Here is a 15,704-nt window from a genome sequence, read left to right as displayed (position 1 = left end):
TATTAAAGATCATGATCTGTATAGCTTACCTAGAATAAGAGTCGATAATCAGGTCATTCGTTATCTATCTGACCATGAGGAAATAAGGCTGTATGCTGCAATTAACCAGCGCAACTCATTAAAACATGAGCAAAGAGCTAGGACGATTGAGCATAGGATATTACGCAGGCTAGAAACGCCAGCGCATCTCGAAAGTTGTCATTTTGTGGATCATGTTTCACCTTTTATTATTTTGTTCAAAGAGACGGGAATTAGGCCTGGTACGTTGTTCAATTCAAAATGGTCTGATGTTGACTTGGACTCAAAATTTTTCCGTATTCGAAAATCGATTGATAAACGCGGAATATCTAATGTTATTCCTTTAAATTCTCTGGCGTTGGAGACACTAAAAGAATGGCGTAAACATGGCATTCATAACGAATCTGCTAGTTATTTTAAGACCAGAATGGATGCTTGGTTATTTCCATCGCCAGCTAATCCTGAGCTTCAGCTCACCACAATAAAAAAATCATGGGACATGATTATTAAAGAGGCAAAAATTGAAAATTTTAGGTTGTACGATTTACGGCATGATTTTGCATCTAAAGTGATGATGCAGACTGGTAACATCTATATGGTTAGTCAGCTGCTAAACCATCAACAGATTGAGACAACTAAACGTTATGCACATTTGATGGATAGCTCAAGGTTTGAAGCTGTGAATACACTTGATAAATCAAGACAAGTGGGTGCATTACCTGACTTTCTTAAGTAAGTTAAGACACTGCTTCTATAGAACGTACTCTTCTATATTGTGAGAATGCAGATGTCTTATTATAATAATCATATTTTAATACAGTTACTTAGGTTGGTTTTGTTATGAATGGTAAGGCTATGCCAAAAATCGTATATGTAGATATGGACGATGTGCTTGTAAATTATACAGAAGCTGTAACCTTTAAAAAACTCCAGAAACCTGAGCAGGCATACCCTCAAGCTGAATTGGGATTTTTCAGCTGCTTAGCCCCTAAAGTAGGTGGCATTGCTGTGATGAAAAAGATGCTCGAACATCCAGAAATTGAACCTTACATAGCCACAGCGCCAAGTTTGCAAAATCCATTGTGTTATATGGAGAAGCGTATTTGGGTAGAGCAACACTTAGGCATGGAATATGTCAGTCGTCTTATCATCATTCCGAACAAAGGATTGCTGAAGGGAGATATTCTTATCGACGACCACGTTGAAGGAAAGGGCCAAGAGTTTTTTAAGGGGGATTTGTGGCAGTTTGGTTCAATACGCTTTCCAGACTGGAGTGCTGTTGAGATTGAGTTATTTAATAACTTTCTCAGATGATGACGCTTTACTTAATAGTCAAGCTAACTGGCGAAAGTTGTTGGCTCGAAGTGGTGGTTGAGCTAGATTGATTTCGATGTGATTTAAATAAGGAAACTGCTTAAACATTTAGGCAGATTCCTTACTATGGTCACGGATTTCAGAGATTTTTCTTATCTATTTCTTTGGCTTACATCTTTTCACAAGCACTATGCTGCCAATAATCATCAGCGCAATTGGTAGTAAAAATTCCATCATTTTTCCTTAACCGCCCTATAGGCGTCATTCACTAATTTGTCTGGTTAGTTACGTTGAGGTTTAGCAAAACCGGAACATCATGTACTTAAAACGCACCCATGGATCCTCGGGCTCGGGTGTATTTGCATAACGTCTATCATAGGCTAAAACACCGAAGGCGTACTTAATATGCAGTATTAACGGAGGTAAAAGGCAATTCATATCCTCAGTATAGATAAACCAGCAAAAGCACATGATAGTGATAATGCTCAAAAGGACTAAAGGTATCCATTTGGCAAGTGTTTTGTCGTTTAGATGACGGCGCATAATTAGAAACCATCCCCAAATCCACTGTCGAAATCGCAGCTAAATGTGTCGTTAGGCAATGACCAAGCATCATCGCTTATGCTGCTATTACACGCCGATGTGTCGGATTCAGTAATGCCAAATGGGTTGCCATGCACATCGATTCCTGTGTTACCTATCATAGGTGTTCCATCAATGTTTACGATCGGGCCGTTGTGATTATTGTCAGTCATGCTGTTATTCCTTTAGTGTGATTAAGAGTAAAGCTCCTAAATTGACATTAATGAAAAAAAGCACTTTTTCAAGCATATTTTTCGCAATGGTGAACAAGAAAAATGTTCAGTGAGTTTTGTTGTTTTTCTTTCATTTTTTTATCTTGTCTCGGACTTCACACTCACATTAGTGACGACATTTTAATGCTGAGCTTGCAGGTTGGCGTTAACAGAATGTGCTTTTGACGAGCAAAAATCGGTACGATTTTCTGCGACAAAAGTGCTTGTGATAACAAGCTTTCAAGCGCGGATTTGGGCGATTACGCAGTAATGGCTCAAAGGAGCACGCGCATGTACAGCTGGTCTGTACTAACCGCATTTTAGTTTTGCCTCAGCAAAATTTAGGGGTGAATTTGGCACAAATACACCGCTAAACCCCAGACTTTTCGTGAGAAAAGTGAGCGAGACGCGAGGGGGAATAAGATGGCACATCGCCCCCTCGACGTAAGCGGCGAAAATGCGGTTAGTACAGAGCGTAGCTCGGTGCATGCGCGTCTGATGTCGTGGAGTGCTAGAACGGAGTTCGTAAGCCAGCGTCGATGACGAGTCATCAGAGCTGGCGGGCGCTTCAGGGCATCTGAGTCGTTTGCGCAGCAAGTGACTCATCAGCCAAAGGCTGGCTTGGTAGCGATGTTCATCGCTATTTTCATTCCGACAGGATGAAAGCAGTTTATCGTGATGAAAATCTGCAATTATTCACTCAAAAATATCATCAATGCGTTAAATTTGTCCCCTCGATGGCTAGTTAATTGTACCCATTTAATCAAAGGTATTTTTAATGACATCACACAGTAGCGTAAAGGATAAATCGGTCGCGAATCTTCCACTTCGATACGACCCGTTTTTGAATTTTGATATGCAATATCGACCTGGCGTAAATAACAATAAAACGGGGAAAATCCGCCGTGAGTTCACCATGAAATTGGTGGCTCGATTCGGTCTGATTTCACCGAGTAACATTGCTTGGCTCTATGGCATCAGCCATCGGCAATCTCTGGAGCATTTAAATAAGCTTGTCCAAGAGCAACTGCTCTGTCTTGTTACTACCCATCGTTCCCACGATGGCCGTGTTTATACACTCACTTACAGCGGCGCAAAATACGCCGAAGAGTTACTGAATATTGCAGTCTACTATCGTGCGAAAGAACATCCGGCGCTGCAAGTGAACCAAAACACTTTAATGCACGACTTAATCATGCAGTTTGTGTTGTTAAAAGGCATCCATCATCACAAGCCCAACGGAGAGCCTAACCCGCTATGGTGTGCCATGATGACTGAGCCCGAGTTTAAACGGCGTTTTACTCACAGCAGCGTGCGAAATGTGGATGGAATAGTGAGGGAGGTGGATGGAACCATTTGTGCCGTCGAAATGGAGCATTCCTTTAAGACAAAAGCCGCGCGGCAAACCATTTTACTGAAATGGCATGATGGGATAGGGCAAGGCTATTACGATAAGGTCATGCTGTTTTCTCAATCCTTGCACATTTTTAGCGACATTAAACGACTTCATGAGCAGCTCTATGATGAGCTAACCACAAGGCCTGATAAAAAGACTCGTCAGCCTTTATTAACCGCGCAAGATGCGGCATCACTTAAGCAACGAATTATCTATCGTACTCTGCTGTGTGATGAACTCACCGAACGGTTTTATCGCTAGCAAACAATCTCTAATTTCCAAAAACGACAAAAGGCACCTAAGTGCCTTTTGAAGGGTATACAAAGATTTTACAATGCATTACCAGTAGATGAAGTCGGCTGCACACTTTGGTACTGCCATCTGAAATAATAATTTTTATTATTTCAGCCTGTTAAGGCTTCATTGCGAGGTCGTCCCTGTTCCCCACATTGATAAGTAAGCACATCTTAGGATAATTCAATCAAGTTGAAGAAATATTTCAAACGATGGGATTAAAAATAAAGAGGTTTAACAAATCATTTACAACTCTAAGGTTCGGTTACTTAAAAGCTTTATGTGCCACTACGCGGTGATTAAATTGGAAAACTAATTTTGTCTCCGGTTTGAAGTGATTGAGTGAAATTGGCTGCTTTCAATAGCATAAATTTTATCTAATATGCCGCTATCGACTGAAATTCATAACCCGAAAAATGTACAAAAGTGGATGATGCTTTAAAACGTTATGCCCCTTTCCTTGTTAGTGAACTAATTTTTGTGTGTCCATTAATGTACTATTAGACTTACTTTTTCTCAAATCTTGAATGTAGCCAGTAGTTTTAAGACTGTACAAGGAATCGCATAGTGCTGAATAAAGAGACCGAAGATCTAGGCTTAGAAATTGATATTGCATTTGATAACAATGATATTTCAAAGCTAGAGGTACTGCTAGTTAGCTGTGATTCTCTTATGGAAAATGAGACAAGCGAGAATTATTCTGTCTTGTATTTCTATAAAGCTAATTGTTACGCAGCACTTCGTATGATTGAGCGAAAAGACGTAGATGATACTTGGAGTTGGCATCAGGAAAGGCTAGTGGCCGAGATACTTAATTTGCGAAAGGCCTTGGCAGAGCCTGGCTTCGAGAAACTTCATGAGATAATACAGTGTAAAATACTCACAAATATAGCTAACGGAATGAGTTCACTAGGGCGAGTAATTGAGTCAATTAGCTATTATGAAGAAGCCCTGTCTCGTATTGATAATTTTGCTATGGCACTAGGTAATAAAGCAATTGGCCAAGTCCACTATGGACAGCATCTATATGACCATGGGCATAGTGGTATTTTCTTTTTTCACGCCAATAAGGAGCTTAATCGTTTTGGAAGTGAGCCGTTACTATGGGATTGTGGTATTCAACAGGATGCTCTAGATACTTTTATGGGTTATAGGGACTTCACAGAAGACGTTCTAGAAGATATTGAGTTCGATAGTAAATTTGATTTTAATAACTTCTCATTAGGTAAGCACCAAAAAGAACAGGATTACAGAAGATGGTGCTTACAACATAAGCTATTTATAAATCCTTTGAATGATGTGTTCACCGCTACAATTGCTGCAAATGATGTTCTGCACTTACCTATTCATTTCTACGCAGTCGGAGAAGAACCTAGATTTCCTAAATATTTCAACTTGCTAAAGCAAGAGTTCATAGTTGCCCGACATATGCTGTACGAGTTTACTACCGCTGATTTCGAACACTATTCTGACAATGACGTTCTGCTAGAGAATGGTTTGGACGGTGTATATCTAGGCTACCGAAATGAGTTACTGAAAAACTCGTTGAGAATTTCGTATTCTATCTTTGACAAAATAGCTTTGTTCTTAAACGACTATATGAGAATTGGATTAAAGGTAGACTCTGTAAATTTCCGTAATATTTGGGGAACGTATAATAAGAAAAATAAAGCGCTAGAAATCAACCCATGCTTTCTAGAACGTGAAAACTGGCTATTACGAGGTTTATACTTCTTATCGAAAGATTTATATGATCAAAATTTTACTGATGTTGCTGAACCAGAAGCTAGAGAATTACATATCATTAGAAAAATGGCAGAACATAGGTATCTGGGTATTCAGGAGTACCCAGCTCAAGTCGATGATACTGAGTATATAAAGTATATAACTGTTGATGATTTAGCCGATAAAGCGTTAAAGATGTTGGAATTATCACGGGAAGCATTGATTTACCTTTCTTTAGCAATGCACATAGAAGAGCGTAAACGTGAAGGCACAAGGGGGGATGGAATCGTAGTGCCTATACAATTTACACATCTTTAAAACGGTTGTAGTCCTAGCCAGTTAGAAAGTATCTGATGTCGTTATAGTCGGCACTTTCTAACTCAATAGTGCCCCATTCCACGTTAGGGCATCCAATGGTCTGATTAACTTACATTCGGCAGTTGACCAAATTTTTGTAATGCTACATGGTGTCTACATCACTCAGGCCTTGCTAGTTAATTACGGGAGTACAGCATGGAAAAAGTACATATTGGATATGATATTCCGAGCCAAGAATTCGTTTTTATTGAAAGGTATTACAATGACGACGGAACTGTACCTGTAAAAACTATAATAACTTGTCCTAGCTAAAACTGGAGTTATAACATGGATTTTCTAACTCAAGATGAATTTGAAATGCTAATTGATCGTGATGAACCAATTCACATGAAAGAGGACATTTACTTAGACAATTTGGGTGGTGACGTTGCATCGTACTTTACGTGTTTTTAGTAAACTTTATCAAATATAGAAAAGAATGAGAGAGATTCTCAACACTTGGCATTTTCAGTAGAAGGTTGAGGCTCAATTGCTTAGGTCTGATGGTAACGCTGCTCTCACTTCAATGCGGCGTTTTAAGCTCAAGGAAGCTTTATGAGTAAATCAAAGAAGATCATTGACAATCCAACAAGTGCTGAACTTTTAAAGCAGTTCGCGGCGTTTGATAACTTGGAGGCTCTTTACAGAGTCTATCCATTTGCTCGTAAAATCTTCCCTAACATGGAAGATGCTTTCAATGAATTCAATAAGGTTAAAAATCAAGCAAAAATATTGGAGCTACCAGATCAGTTCAATGAACGCTTTGCGAATCTAGGTTGGATTGCATATGAATCCATAAACATGGAAATGATGCAGAAAGCAATAGATATTTATGACACTGACGGGAAGGATGCTGCGGAAAAATATATAGCCGACTCTTATGACGAAGAAAAATTAAAATGGGGCATATTGCAATTTAATGGAAATCGTGAATTTAAGAAAAGAATAAGGCTCATAGAATTGGTAAGAGAGGATTACTTAGCTGGTAGATATCATGCGTGTATACCTTTATTGCTGAGTTTACTTGATGGTCTCGTAAATGATGTTTCGAAGCATGTAGGATTTTTTGCTGAAAACGTTGATTTGACAGCTTGGGATTGTATTGCAGCTCATGAATCAGGCCTTCAAACGTTAGCTTCAATTCTCACTAAAGGCAGAAATAAAACAAATGAAGATGCTATATCCATTCCGTACAGAAACGGGATTCTTCATGGTCGAGAGTTAGCCTTTGACAATAAAATAGTAGCAGCAAAGTGCTGGGGTGCTCTCTTTGCTGCGAGAGACTGGGCTGGTGCTCTTGATGATGGGAAAAAGGAACCAATCCCAAAAGAAGAGGTGAGTTGGAAACAGATATTTAAGCAAATCTCAGACACAAATCTTATGAACAAATCCATTGACGAATGGAAACCGAGAATATCTGAAGATATTCCATACCTGCCATTTGGAGGGGATATCTCTAATCTACCTGAAAATACACCTGAACGTGCGGTGGCAGCCTTTTTAGATCATTGGTGCAATAAGCGATTTGGGCTTATCGTTGATTCACTTTTATACCTTACTGATACTCCCAAAGGGAAAAAAGCGGGAATGGCCAAGCACGATTTTGGTAAGTATGTACCAGTTTCGTATAAAGTATTAAGTATAGATGACCAAGCCGCAGCCATTACTCATGTAATAGCAGAGCTACGTTTTGAAGTTGATGGTCAGGAAAAATTTAAAGAAGCTTCAGTACGCGCAATATATCAAGACTTAGAAAATAATCCTTCTGTCCGGTCTATACCCGGTGGACACTGGAGGATCGTTCAAAATTCTTTAACAGACATCATATATGCGTCCAGCTTATAAAGAGGGGCTGCATCGGATTAAATTTCATCCACTGCACTCCCAATTTTCCGGTGAGCAAGGCGTTAATCCATAGAAATTTTAATTCGAAATTCACTAATTCGAGCTAAAAGTCTAACTTAGAAATGTTCAAAAGTAGATTTTTGCCTTAAAACGTTTTGCCCCGAAGCGTGTTAAACCAATCACTCAATAAAGAGCTCAGATTGGATCTCTGTTGTTCATTTTCTGTCGTTCAATGACTGCTGTTTGGTAAAATATAATTTACTTTAAAGATTTTAAGGTAAGTTAATTTTTACCGAGTTGGTTGTGGTCTATTAGTTTGGCATTTAGATTTTGGTAAATTATTGTTTACTCTAATTGGTTTATGGTAAAGAGTAATTTGCTGTGGGAAGGAATAAAATTCAAATTGGCACTGTTGCTAGTGCTGCACTAGCTCATTTCGCCACTCTGCTTTCAATCCAGCGTAAGGAAAAGAAAATCACAGTAGAAGAGCTGTGTTCACGAGTTGGGGCATCTAAGCCCACTATGACAAAGATTCTTAAGGGTGATCCGTCTGTAAGTATCGGACTTTACTTCGAAACTGCTTGGGTGTTAGGTGTTTCCTTATTTGACCCCGATGAAAATCAGTTTGCTATTAAACATAAAACAAATGCGAAAATAGAAGCACTGCTGCCTAATCGAGTGAGAAGGAAAAAGGTAATTTTGGATGACGACTTCTAGTAACCAATGCTTCGTTTGGAAATGGCTTAGAGGACATTCAGAACCTGTGATAGCCGGTAGACTCACTATTGATGAATCTGGCCAACATTTTACCTATGGTCAGTCTTACTTGAAGCGTCCAGATGCAGAGCCAATTTACTCACATGAATTACCGCTTTCTGCTGGTACTATGGGGCCAGTTCAAGGCATGTCTATATTCTCATGCTTGCGTGATGCAGCTCCTGATGCTTGGGGATGTAGGGCTATTATTTCTCGGCTGATGAGCAAAGGCTACGATGCTGGGTTTAACGAAATGACGTATTTGATGCATTCTGCTTCAGACCGGATCGGTTCTCTCGACTTTCAAGATTCAGCCACTGAGTATGTTGATCGTTCTACTGATGCAGCCACGCTTGAAGAGTTATACCTGGTGTCTGAAATCGTCGCTCAAGGTAAGAAAATCCCGTTGGATTTGGATAAAGCACTTATGCATTGTACATCGCTGGGAGGTGCTCGTCCGAAAGCGATGATCACTGGTGGTGAAGCTAAGTATATTGCTAAATTTTCATCCCAAAATGATACTTACGAGGTTGTCTATTCAGAATACGTAGCCATGAAGTTAGCTAAGTTAGCCGGACTCAATGTGGCCGAAGTTGTATTAAAAAAAGCATTAGGCAAAGATGTTCTTCTTGTTAAACGATTCGATAGAGAGTTGATTGGTGGTATTTGGTGTCGTCGCTCTATGGTGTCCGGACTGACAGTTTTAGGTTTAGATGAAGCATGGGCTAGCGAGGCTTCTTATGTAGACCTAGTAAACGTTATGAAGCAGTATTGCATTGCATTTGCCTCTGATAGCCAAGAGCTATTTGCACGAATGGTATTTAACGTGCTGATCGGCAATACGGATGACCATGCTCGTAATCACGCTTTCTTTGTCGAAGGGGATAAAATATCTCTATCACCTGCTTATGATATTTGTCCACAAAACCGTAGCGGTGCGGAGGCGAATCATGGAATGAAGCTCTTCGACAATTCAAATTTGTCTCTGTTATCACTTTGTCTGAAAGCAGCACCAAGCTTCAATATTAAGGCCGAAAAAGCAGAAGAAATTATCAGATCGCAGATTAATACGATTATCCAAGAGTTTGAATCCGTGTGTAACGAAGTAGATGTCCCTGAAGTAACGCGAAAGTTACTTTTCAAACGTGTGATATTGAATGACTACATATTCAATGAAATGGAACTTTAGATGAATCTAGACAAGGCATTTATGCTTAAAGCATTGGAGGTATCTCGGGCTGCTCTGCCTGAGTGCCAACCAAATCCTCCGGTAGGTTGCGTTCTCGTTCTAGGCGGGCAAGTCATTGCCGAAGGATTCACACAGAAAATTGGTGGCAACCATGCTGAGGTCGAAGCGATTAGTGCTTATGATGGCCCTATGGAAGAAGTGACTGCATATGTCACTCTTGAGCCATGTTCATTTGTTGGCAGAACTCCGGCATGTTCTTCTGTAATCATTAAATCAGGAATTAAGAGAGTTGTAGTTGCTATTCTAGATCCTGATGAAAGGAACAATGGAAAGGGTCTTTATGCTCTAGAGAAAGAGGGCATAAAAGTTGATATTGGTATCGCTTCAAGAGAAGTTAGTGAATTTTTGTATCCTTATCTTGGAAAGTCATAATTAACCTCGCATAAGTTCCAGGCGAGGACGGTGTGTATTACAGGATTTTGCCTCCCAAATGGGCTAGTTGATTAACTCATTTATGCCCCAAAGCGTTTTTCATTAGCAGCAGTAATCGATTACTAATCCTTATTTGAAAACACCTTCAATAAGGTATTAATTGCTTATGAGGGCCACTTAGTTCGAACTTAGCCCAACATCTAAAAAACCGATTTAAACATTGTCGTTTTTGTTCAATCTTAGCGAGCAGACATTGCTTATTATGTGTGACATACGAAAGCGAGGCACTTCTTAGATAAAGATGGAAGGCTTTCCAGTAAATCAAAAAATTAGGTAAAAAGCGATGTTAGAAATTAAACCAATCGAAAATCTAGAAGAAATCAGCACACTAAAGCAAGCATATTTTGCACAATCAACAGCACCTCTTGATGGTATGTGGCACTTTGGATTTGTACCCATGTCTACACACTTTGGGTTTTATGAACAAGAAACCCTAGTTGGATACTGCTGCATCAATGGCGAAGGTTATATGTTGCAGTTCTACCTGAGTAATGATACTAAAATGGATGCAAAAGAACTGTTCACGCTTATCGCAGAACAAAATAACTCAGTCATTGGGGCTGTAAATGGCGCATTTGTCAGTACAGCAGAGCCGCAGTATCTATCACTTAGCCTTGATAACGCATCAGCAGTGAAGGTTAATTCTCTGATGTACAAGCAAAAAGAGGCGAGTAAGCAAAGCACTATTCCAGAGTTTGAACTAAAGCTAGCAGAGTCAGAGCAACTGGAGCAATTTGTTGAGTTTGCAGCCACTACTATCGGTGCACCAGAGCAGTGGCTTACAGGCTACTTTGGTAACCTGATTAATCGTAAAGAGTTATTCGGTTATTGGAGCGAGAATGAACTTATTGCAACGGGCGAGTGCCGTCTGTTTGATGAGTACCAAACGGGATATGCAGACCTTGGCATGATTGTCGCTCAATCACAACGTGGAAAAGGCATTGCTACTCAAATGCTTAACTGGCTAGTTAACTCAGCTAATCAGCGTGGTTTAACGCCTATCTGTTCTACTGAGAGCAGTAATGTAGGTGCACAAAAAGCCATTAAACGTGCGGGTTTATCATCTTCAAACCGCATTGTTCAGGTTGAATTTAACAACAAATAACTTGTTATCCCTCTTGCTGTTGTAAGGGGGATTTTGGTTTACGACGATCTGACTTATAGTACCCTTAATCAATAAACCTAACGGAACTGGTTATGATCCATTGGCTAAAGTCGCCAAACTCACCATGTGTTTCCCAATATGTAGAATGCTATTGGTTGATTGATAAGCACCCTGATTCAGAGACTTATCAATTCCCAAAGCTCAACCCTGACCCATCGGCACATTTGATTCTTTCACCTAACAATCAAGCCTACTCTTATGACCTGAACCCGAGCATAGCGAAGGGAGAAGGCAGCCATTGGCTTTATCCACATCGGCAGACCTTTGAATTAGATCACTCTAAGCCATTTGTTCATCTTGGTATCAAGTTTCGTGTCGGCGCTCTTTACTGTTTACCCAATTTTTCTGCCAATCCTTTGGCACTAGATGAAGTGGAGTCAGTGGAAGACTCAACATTGTTCAAGCAATTAGGTATGGATGAAAGCAGACTGATTGAACTGGCTCGAACCAATCCACAGCAGTGTGTAGAGCAGTTAGATACGATGCTGTCGCCTTGGTTGGAACAGTGCACCGAAGATCAGCACAGTAAAATCACTCGCAATGTACTTAAACATCTAGACCAGAGTACGATATCTGAGCTGGGTGAAAAACTGTATTGTTCACAAAGAACCCTAGAAAGAAGCTTTCAACGCACCACAGGGCTTACCCTTAAACAGTGCCAGTCGATGAATAGATTAGAAGCAATGCTAGAGTATCTCTATCAACGTGAATCGACTGAACTAGATTGGGTTGAAGTTGTCTTCAAATTTGGTTTTAGTGATCAACCTCACTTGATCCGCCACCTTAAAAAACAGCTTGGCTTTACACCTAAAACTTATGAGAAAGAGCGAGGGTTGACGATTGATGTCTATGGTGGTGTTAGTTCAAAATCAAAGTTAGGCTGATGGAACTATTCAATGGGCACTAACGCATTACAGAACCTAATCTAAAGTGAAAGTATTGACGTGATTATTCTAGCTCGCTTTTGTCCCAAAGCGTTTGTGTTGTAACACGTTGCTAGAGCATCATCAAATATGATCTATGGACTTAATTTGTGCACAAGTTTGATTCGGTATGAAAAGCGAACCCCTTCGGGTTCGCAAGTAAGTGGCTAACGCTTAGCATTACTGCTGAATGTTAGCTTAAGCTTCGGCTTCAATAATCTGCTCAGCCCAGAATTGTTCGGCAGCGTCAAAATAGAGAATCGGGGGCAACCCGAATATCTGTTGAAACTCCGCGGTGAACAACTCGCAAAAGGCAGAAATATCATCTTTATACATCAACAATAGCATCATCATTTCCAAGCCCATTAAATACTGAGTATCAAACTCAGCATGTTCCTCAAGAAGCGATTTACTGATGCTAATGCCTAAGTGTTGTCCTTTGATGTCGCGATGAAGATAGATATATCGAGTGAATTGTAAGGCTCTAGGATTATTATCATTTTCGTCAATGTCAGCGAGTAACAAGACGGTACTATGATCATCCCAAGGGCTTTTTGATTTACGTTGATATACGCGAATAAACGGTGACTGACTCATTATTAACTCCTCGTTATTGTCCTTATCAATAACTAGAATTGGGCACCGGATATTCTGTCGGTTCAGGGGTTAAGTTTAACGTTTTAAGTAAGAATCCCTTCTTAGCCTTTTGCTGGTAACTAATATTCCCCTCATTCTGCTAGTTTGCATTTTTCGACAAACATGTACCTAGGGTACTAAGTAATTGCAATTTATAAACTCTGCTTCTATAGTTGGTTTAATTTACTCTATATTTTGGTACTTATGGTGCAACTATGTCATCAAAAATAAACTGGCTTATTAATCATACGAGTCCTGGTGCGGTAGTGCTTCAGTCGTGGTTGACACAAAATGAGATCAGCTCATCTTTGGTGAGAAAATATGTGCAGAGTGGTTGGTTGTACAAGATAAGTGCGGGGGTTTACGTTCGTCCTGAGTCAACAGGCAAGTTACAGCCTCATTGGGTTGAAGCGCTCAAGGCTGCGAATGAGCAGCTAAAGCTTCCTGTTCACCTTGCGGGAGTTAGTAGCCTAACGTATCAAGGGCTTAGTCATTATCTTCAACTAAGCAGTGAGCAAGTTTGGGTTGGCTGTCAAAGTAAGCAGGCGTTGCCAAAGTGGTTCCGTGAATTGGAGGAGCAAAACTGGCTTTTCTATACCAGTAGCAAGCTGACCCAAACGTTGGAAAAAGACTTTATAACTATAGGGGTGAACAATAGGGAAGTTAAGGCAAGTTGTGCGGAGCTTGCAGCCTATGAGGTCGTCAATGCCATTGGCAAACATATTAGTTTTGAGCATGCCGCGGAGCTGTTTCAAGGGTTAGTGAATCTCAGCCCACGTAAAATACAGTCAATACTGAATCGAAGTGAAGCCGTACAAGCTAATCGCGTATTTCTCTTTTTAGGCCACTACTATCAACACCAGTGGAGCAAAAGGCTAGATGAGCAGCAAATCACGCTAGGCGCGGGAAAGCGTCAGGTGGTGGCTCATGGCCGTTACGATGGACGGTATCAAATAACAGTGCCTGCATCGTTTATTAAGGCAGAAGAAAATCAGTATGAATAAGTCATCGATATACTACCAGCAAGTGACCTTGCTTATTCGGATGCTGCCGCTCGTCGCCCAAGAGAAGGTATTTGCCCTAAAGGGCGGTACGGCTATCAACCTATTTGTGCGCAACTTCCCACGCTTATCGGTCGATATCGATTTGGCTTATCTTCCTTTGGAGCCAAGGGAACAAGCGCTACAAAGTGTGAAGGAAGCGCTTGGTCGTTTGACTGCGCAGATCAATCTACAACCGAACCTTAGTGCAGTATTTCAAGACAATAAATATGATGAGCTCAGGGTTGTCGTGACAAGTGATAGAGTCACAATAAAAATTGAAGTCTCTCCTGTTGCGAGAGGTACGCTACACAAAGCGGTATTAATGCCAGTCGTTGAGTTAGTTGAAGAAGAATTTGGGTATGCAGAGATCCCCGTCGTAAGCCTGCCTGATCTATACGGAGGTAAGTTATGTGCAGCGATGGATAGGCAGCACCCAAGGGATCTTTTCGATGTGAAAATGCTGCTGGCGGAAGAGGGGATCAGTCGAGAGATTTTAGTCGGCTTTCTCACTTATACACTTAGCCATCCAAGGCCCATTAATGAAGTGATGTCTCCACGCTGGAAACCGCTTGATGAAAGCTTTCAAACTGAATTCAATGGAATGACGACAAAGCCGATTAAACTCGATGAGCTGGTTTTAACTCGCTCAGAAATGCTAACAGCGTTGCAGCATCACTTTACTGTAAGAGACAGAGACTTTTTATTATCCTTTAAACAGGGTCAGCCTGATTGGTCATTGTTTGATGAACCGAGCGTCGCGGCATTACCTGCGGTGAGATGGAAGCTATTGAATATCCAAAACCTAGCGAAAAACAAATCCAAGCATCAAGAACAACTCATTAAACTGGCTGATGTATTGGAAACGTGGGTTGCAGGTCGGATACTGTAATGTACAGTGTATTGCTGATTTTATCTGATAGTTCGCTGTTTGTGGGCGTTGGCTGCTTAGATGTGAGCTAAGGCTTTAAGCAAAAAAAGCGAACCGTGAGGTTCGCTAGTAGGTGATTATTGAGGCGCGTTAGATTGTGCTTCAATCATCTGCTTTTCCCAATATTGTTCCGCGGCTTCAAAGTAGACTGTCGGGTGATACCCTAAGACATACTCAAACTCTGCGGCAAATAATTGGCAAAAATTTGTTATATCATCAACATACATGAGTAATAGCTGCATCATTTCTAAGTCGTTTAAAAACTGAGAGCTAAACTCAGGATGCTCCTCAAAAATAGATTGGCTAATACTCACACCTAGAACATGTCCATCTATATTTAAGTGAAGATAAATGTAGCGTGTAAACAGCAGCTCTATTGAGGTTTGGTCGTTCAGTTTAATATCTGCAAGCAACACGACTTTGCAGTGTTCATTCCGAGGACTAAATGTTTTAAGCTGATTTACATGAATAAAAGTTGAGTGTTCCATTTGTTACTCCTATTGGTTTGGCCTTTCAACTTTTACTTAGGTCTGTGCCATGGAAATTAGCCCTGTTTGCATAAATTGCTCAGCAAATGAAATTGCGAGTTCAATCTGAGCGGCGGACATTTTTTCACGCACTAAGCGTTGTTTAAGCATGTGCAGGAGTATTTCTTGCTCAACGTTGTCCTTGTAAGAAAAGGTGTTGTTGCTATCAGGCATCTCTTTTTTAATTACATAGGTCATCAATTCGAAGACCATCAGCAGATTGTGGGCTTGTTGTTCAAACGCAGTCGATTGCATCATCGTGGTTTCTCGCTTTGCAGGAAAGTATGTCCTGAATAACTAGA

The 15,704-nt window shown here is 40.5% G+C and carries 16 protein-coding genes; 12 read left to right on the top strand and 4 right to left on the bottom strand.

What is annotated here, in order from left to right; translation table 11 throughout:
• A partial coding sequence (locus Q4Q57_RS20055; protein ID WP_311891836.1) for a site-specific integrase occupies window positions 1-754 on the top strand: 754 nt, incomplete at its 5' end.
• Window positions 755-873: 119 nt separating this feature from the next.
• Window positions 874-1,332 carry a 5' nucleotidase, NT5C type gene (locus Q4Q57_RS20050; protein ID WP_107947332.1) on the top strand — a complete coding sequence of 153 codons (459 nt, stop codon included), beginning with the start codon at window positions 874-876 and terminating at the stop codon, window positions 1,330-1,332.
• 545 nt (window positions 1,333-1,877) lie between these two features.
• Here Q4Q57_RS20050 and Q4Q57_RS20045 read toward each other — a convergent pair.
• A complete protein-coding gene (locus Q4Q57_RS20045; RefSeq protein ID WP_107946796.1) occupies window positions 1,878-2,087 on the bottom strand; it encodes a hypothetical protein in 210 nt (69 codons plus the stop codon).
• 817 nt (window positions 2,088-2,904) lie between these two features.
• On the opposite strand from Q4Q57_RS20045, the gene Q4Q57_RS20040 reads away from it, so the two are divergent.
• The 8 genes from Q4Q57_RS20040 (at window position 2,905) to Q4Q57_RS20005 (ending at window position 12,229) form a co-directional block, all read left to right on the top strand.
• Window positions 2,905-3,783, top strand: a complete 879-nt coding sequence (locus Q4Q57_RS20040) for a hypothetical protein (protein WP_311891835.1) — start codon at window positions 2,905-2,907, stop codon at window positions 3,781-3,783.
• Between the two features lie 600 nt (window positions 3,784-4,383).
• Window positions 4,384-5,859: an LA2681 family HEPN domain-containing protein gene (locus Q4Q57_RS20035; RefSeq protein WP_311891834.1), complete on the top strand. Its 1,476-nt coding sequence runs from the start codon at window positions 4,384-4,386 to the stop codon at window positions 5,857-5,859.
• A 594-nt stretch (window positions 5,860-6,453) separates the two neighbouring features.
• Window positions 6,454-7,743 (top strand): hypothetical protein, encoded by a 1,290-nt coding sequence (locus Q4Q57_RS20030; protein ID WP_311891833.1) that lies wholly within the window; start codon window positions 6,454-6,456, stop codon window positions 7,741-7,743.
• Between the two features lie 381 nt (window positions 7,744-8,124).
• Window positions 8,125-8,460, top strand: a complete 336-nt coding sequence (locus tag Q4Q57_RS20025) for a helix-turn-helix transcriptional regulator (RefSeq protein WP_311891832.1) — start codon at window positions 8,125-8,127, stop codon at window positions 8,458-8,460.
• The gene (locus Q4Q57_RS20020; protein ID WP_311891831.1) at window positions 8,447-9,688 is read left to right on the top strand and encodes a HipA domain-containing protein; all 1,242 of its coding nucleotides are present in this window, start codon (window positions 8,447-8,449) and stop codon (window positions 9,686-9,688) included. Before Q4Q57_RS20025 ends, Q4Q57_RS20020 begins: the two co-directional genes overlap by 14 nt.
• Window positions 9,689-10,120, top strand: a complete 432-nt coding sequence (locus Q4Q57_RS20015; protein WP_107404666.1) for a bifunctional diaminohydroxyphosphoribosylaminopyrimidine deaminase/5-amino-6-(5-phosphoribosylamino)uracil reductase RibD — start codon at window positions 9,689-9,691, stop codon at window positions 10,118-10,120. It begins immediately after the preceding gene.
• A 343-nt stretch (window positions 10,121-10,463) separates the two neighbouring features.
• Window positions 10,464-11,285, top strand: a complete 822-nt coding sequence (locus Q4Q57_RS20010) for a GNAT family N-acetyltransferase (protein ID WP_107946805.1) — start codon at window positions 10,464-10,466, stop codon at window positions 11,283-11,285.
• Between the two features lie 92 nt (window positions 11,286-11,377).
• Window positions 11,378-12,229 carry an AraC family transcriptional regulator gene (locus Q4Q57_RS20005; protein ID WP_107946806.1) on the top strand — a complete coding sequence of 284 codons (852 nt, stop codon included), beginning with the start codon at window positions 11,378-11,380 and terminating at the stop codon, window positions 12,227-12,229.
• 237 nt (window positions 12,230-12,466) lie between these two features.
• Here the strand turns inward: Q4Q57_RS20005 and Q4Q57_RS20000 are convergent, their stop codons facing one another.
• Window positions 12,467-12,865 carry a hypothetical protein gene (locus Q4Q57_RS20000; protein ID WP_242326123.1) on the bottom strand — a complete coding sequence of 133 codons (399 nt, stop codon included), beginning with the start codon at window positions 12,863-12,865 and terminating at the stop codon, window positions 12,467-12,469.
• Between the two features lie 254 nt (window positions 12,866-13,119).
• Between Q4Q57_RS20000 and Q4Q57_RS19995 the strand changes: the two genes are divergently transcribed.
• Window positions 13,120-13,908 carry a type IV toxin-antitoxin system AbiEi family antitoxin domain-containing protein gene (locus Q4Q57_RS19995; RefSeq protein WP_311891830.1) on the top strand — a complete coding sequence of 263 codons (789 nt, stop codon included), beginning with the start codon at window positions 13,120-13,122 and terminating at the stop codon, window positions 13,906-13,908.
• Complete coding sequence (locus Q4Q57_RS19990) at window positions 13,901-14,836, top strand: nucleotidyl transferase AbiEii/AbiGii toxin family protein (protein WP_242326122.1); 936 nt, start codon at window positions 13,901-13,903, stop codon at window positions 14,834-14,836. Before Q4Q57_RS19995 ends, Q4Q57_RS19990 begins: the two co-directional genes overlap by 8 nt.
• Window positions 14,837-14,952: 116 nt before the next feature.
• On the opposite strand, the gene Q4Q57_RS19985 is transcribed toward Q4Q57_RS19990, so the two are convergent.
• Together Q4Q57_RS19985 and Q4Q57_RS19980 are read right to left on the bottom strand one after the other, a co-directional pair.
• A complete protein-coding gene (locus Q4Q57_RS19985; RefSeq protein ID WP_011846137.1) occupies window positions 14,953-15,363 on the bottom strand; it encodes a hypothetical protein in 411 nt (136 codons plus the stop codon).
• 36 nt (window positions 15,364-15,399) lie between these two features.
• The gene (locus tag Q4Q57_RS19980; protein ID WP_107947372.1) at window positions 15,400-15,660 is read right to left on the bottom strand and encodes a hypothetical protein; all 261 of its coding nucleotides are present in this window, start codon (window positions 15,658-15,660) and stop codon (window positions 15,400-15,402) included.
• Window positions 15,661-15,704 lie beyond the last annotated feature (44 nt).

The sequence above is a fragment of the Shewanella sp. SP2S2-6 genome, from assembly GCF_031931965.1.
In the GTDB taxonomy this organism is placed as follows: Bacteria; Pseudomonadota; Gammaproteobacteria; order Enterobacterales; family Shewanellaceae; genus Shewanella; species Shewanella baltica.
Note: the sequence above shows the minus strand (reverse complement) of the source record. Positions and strands in the feature narration are given on the sequence as shown.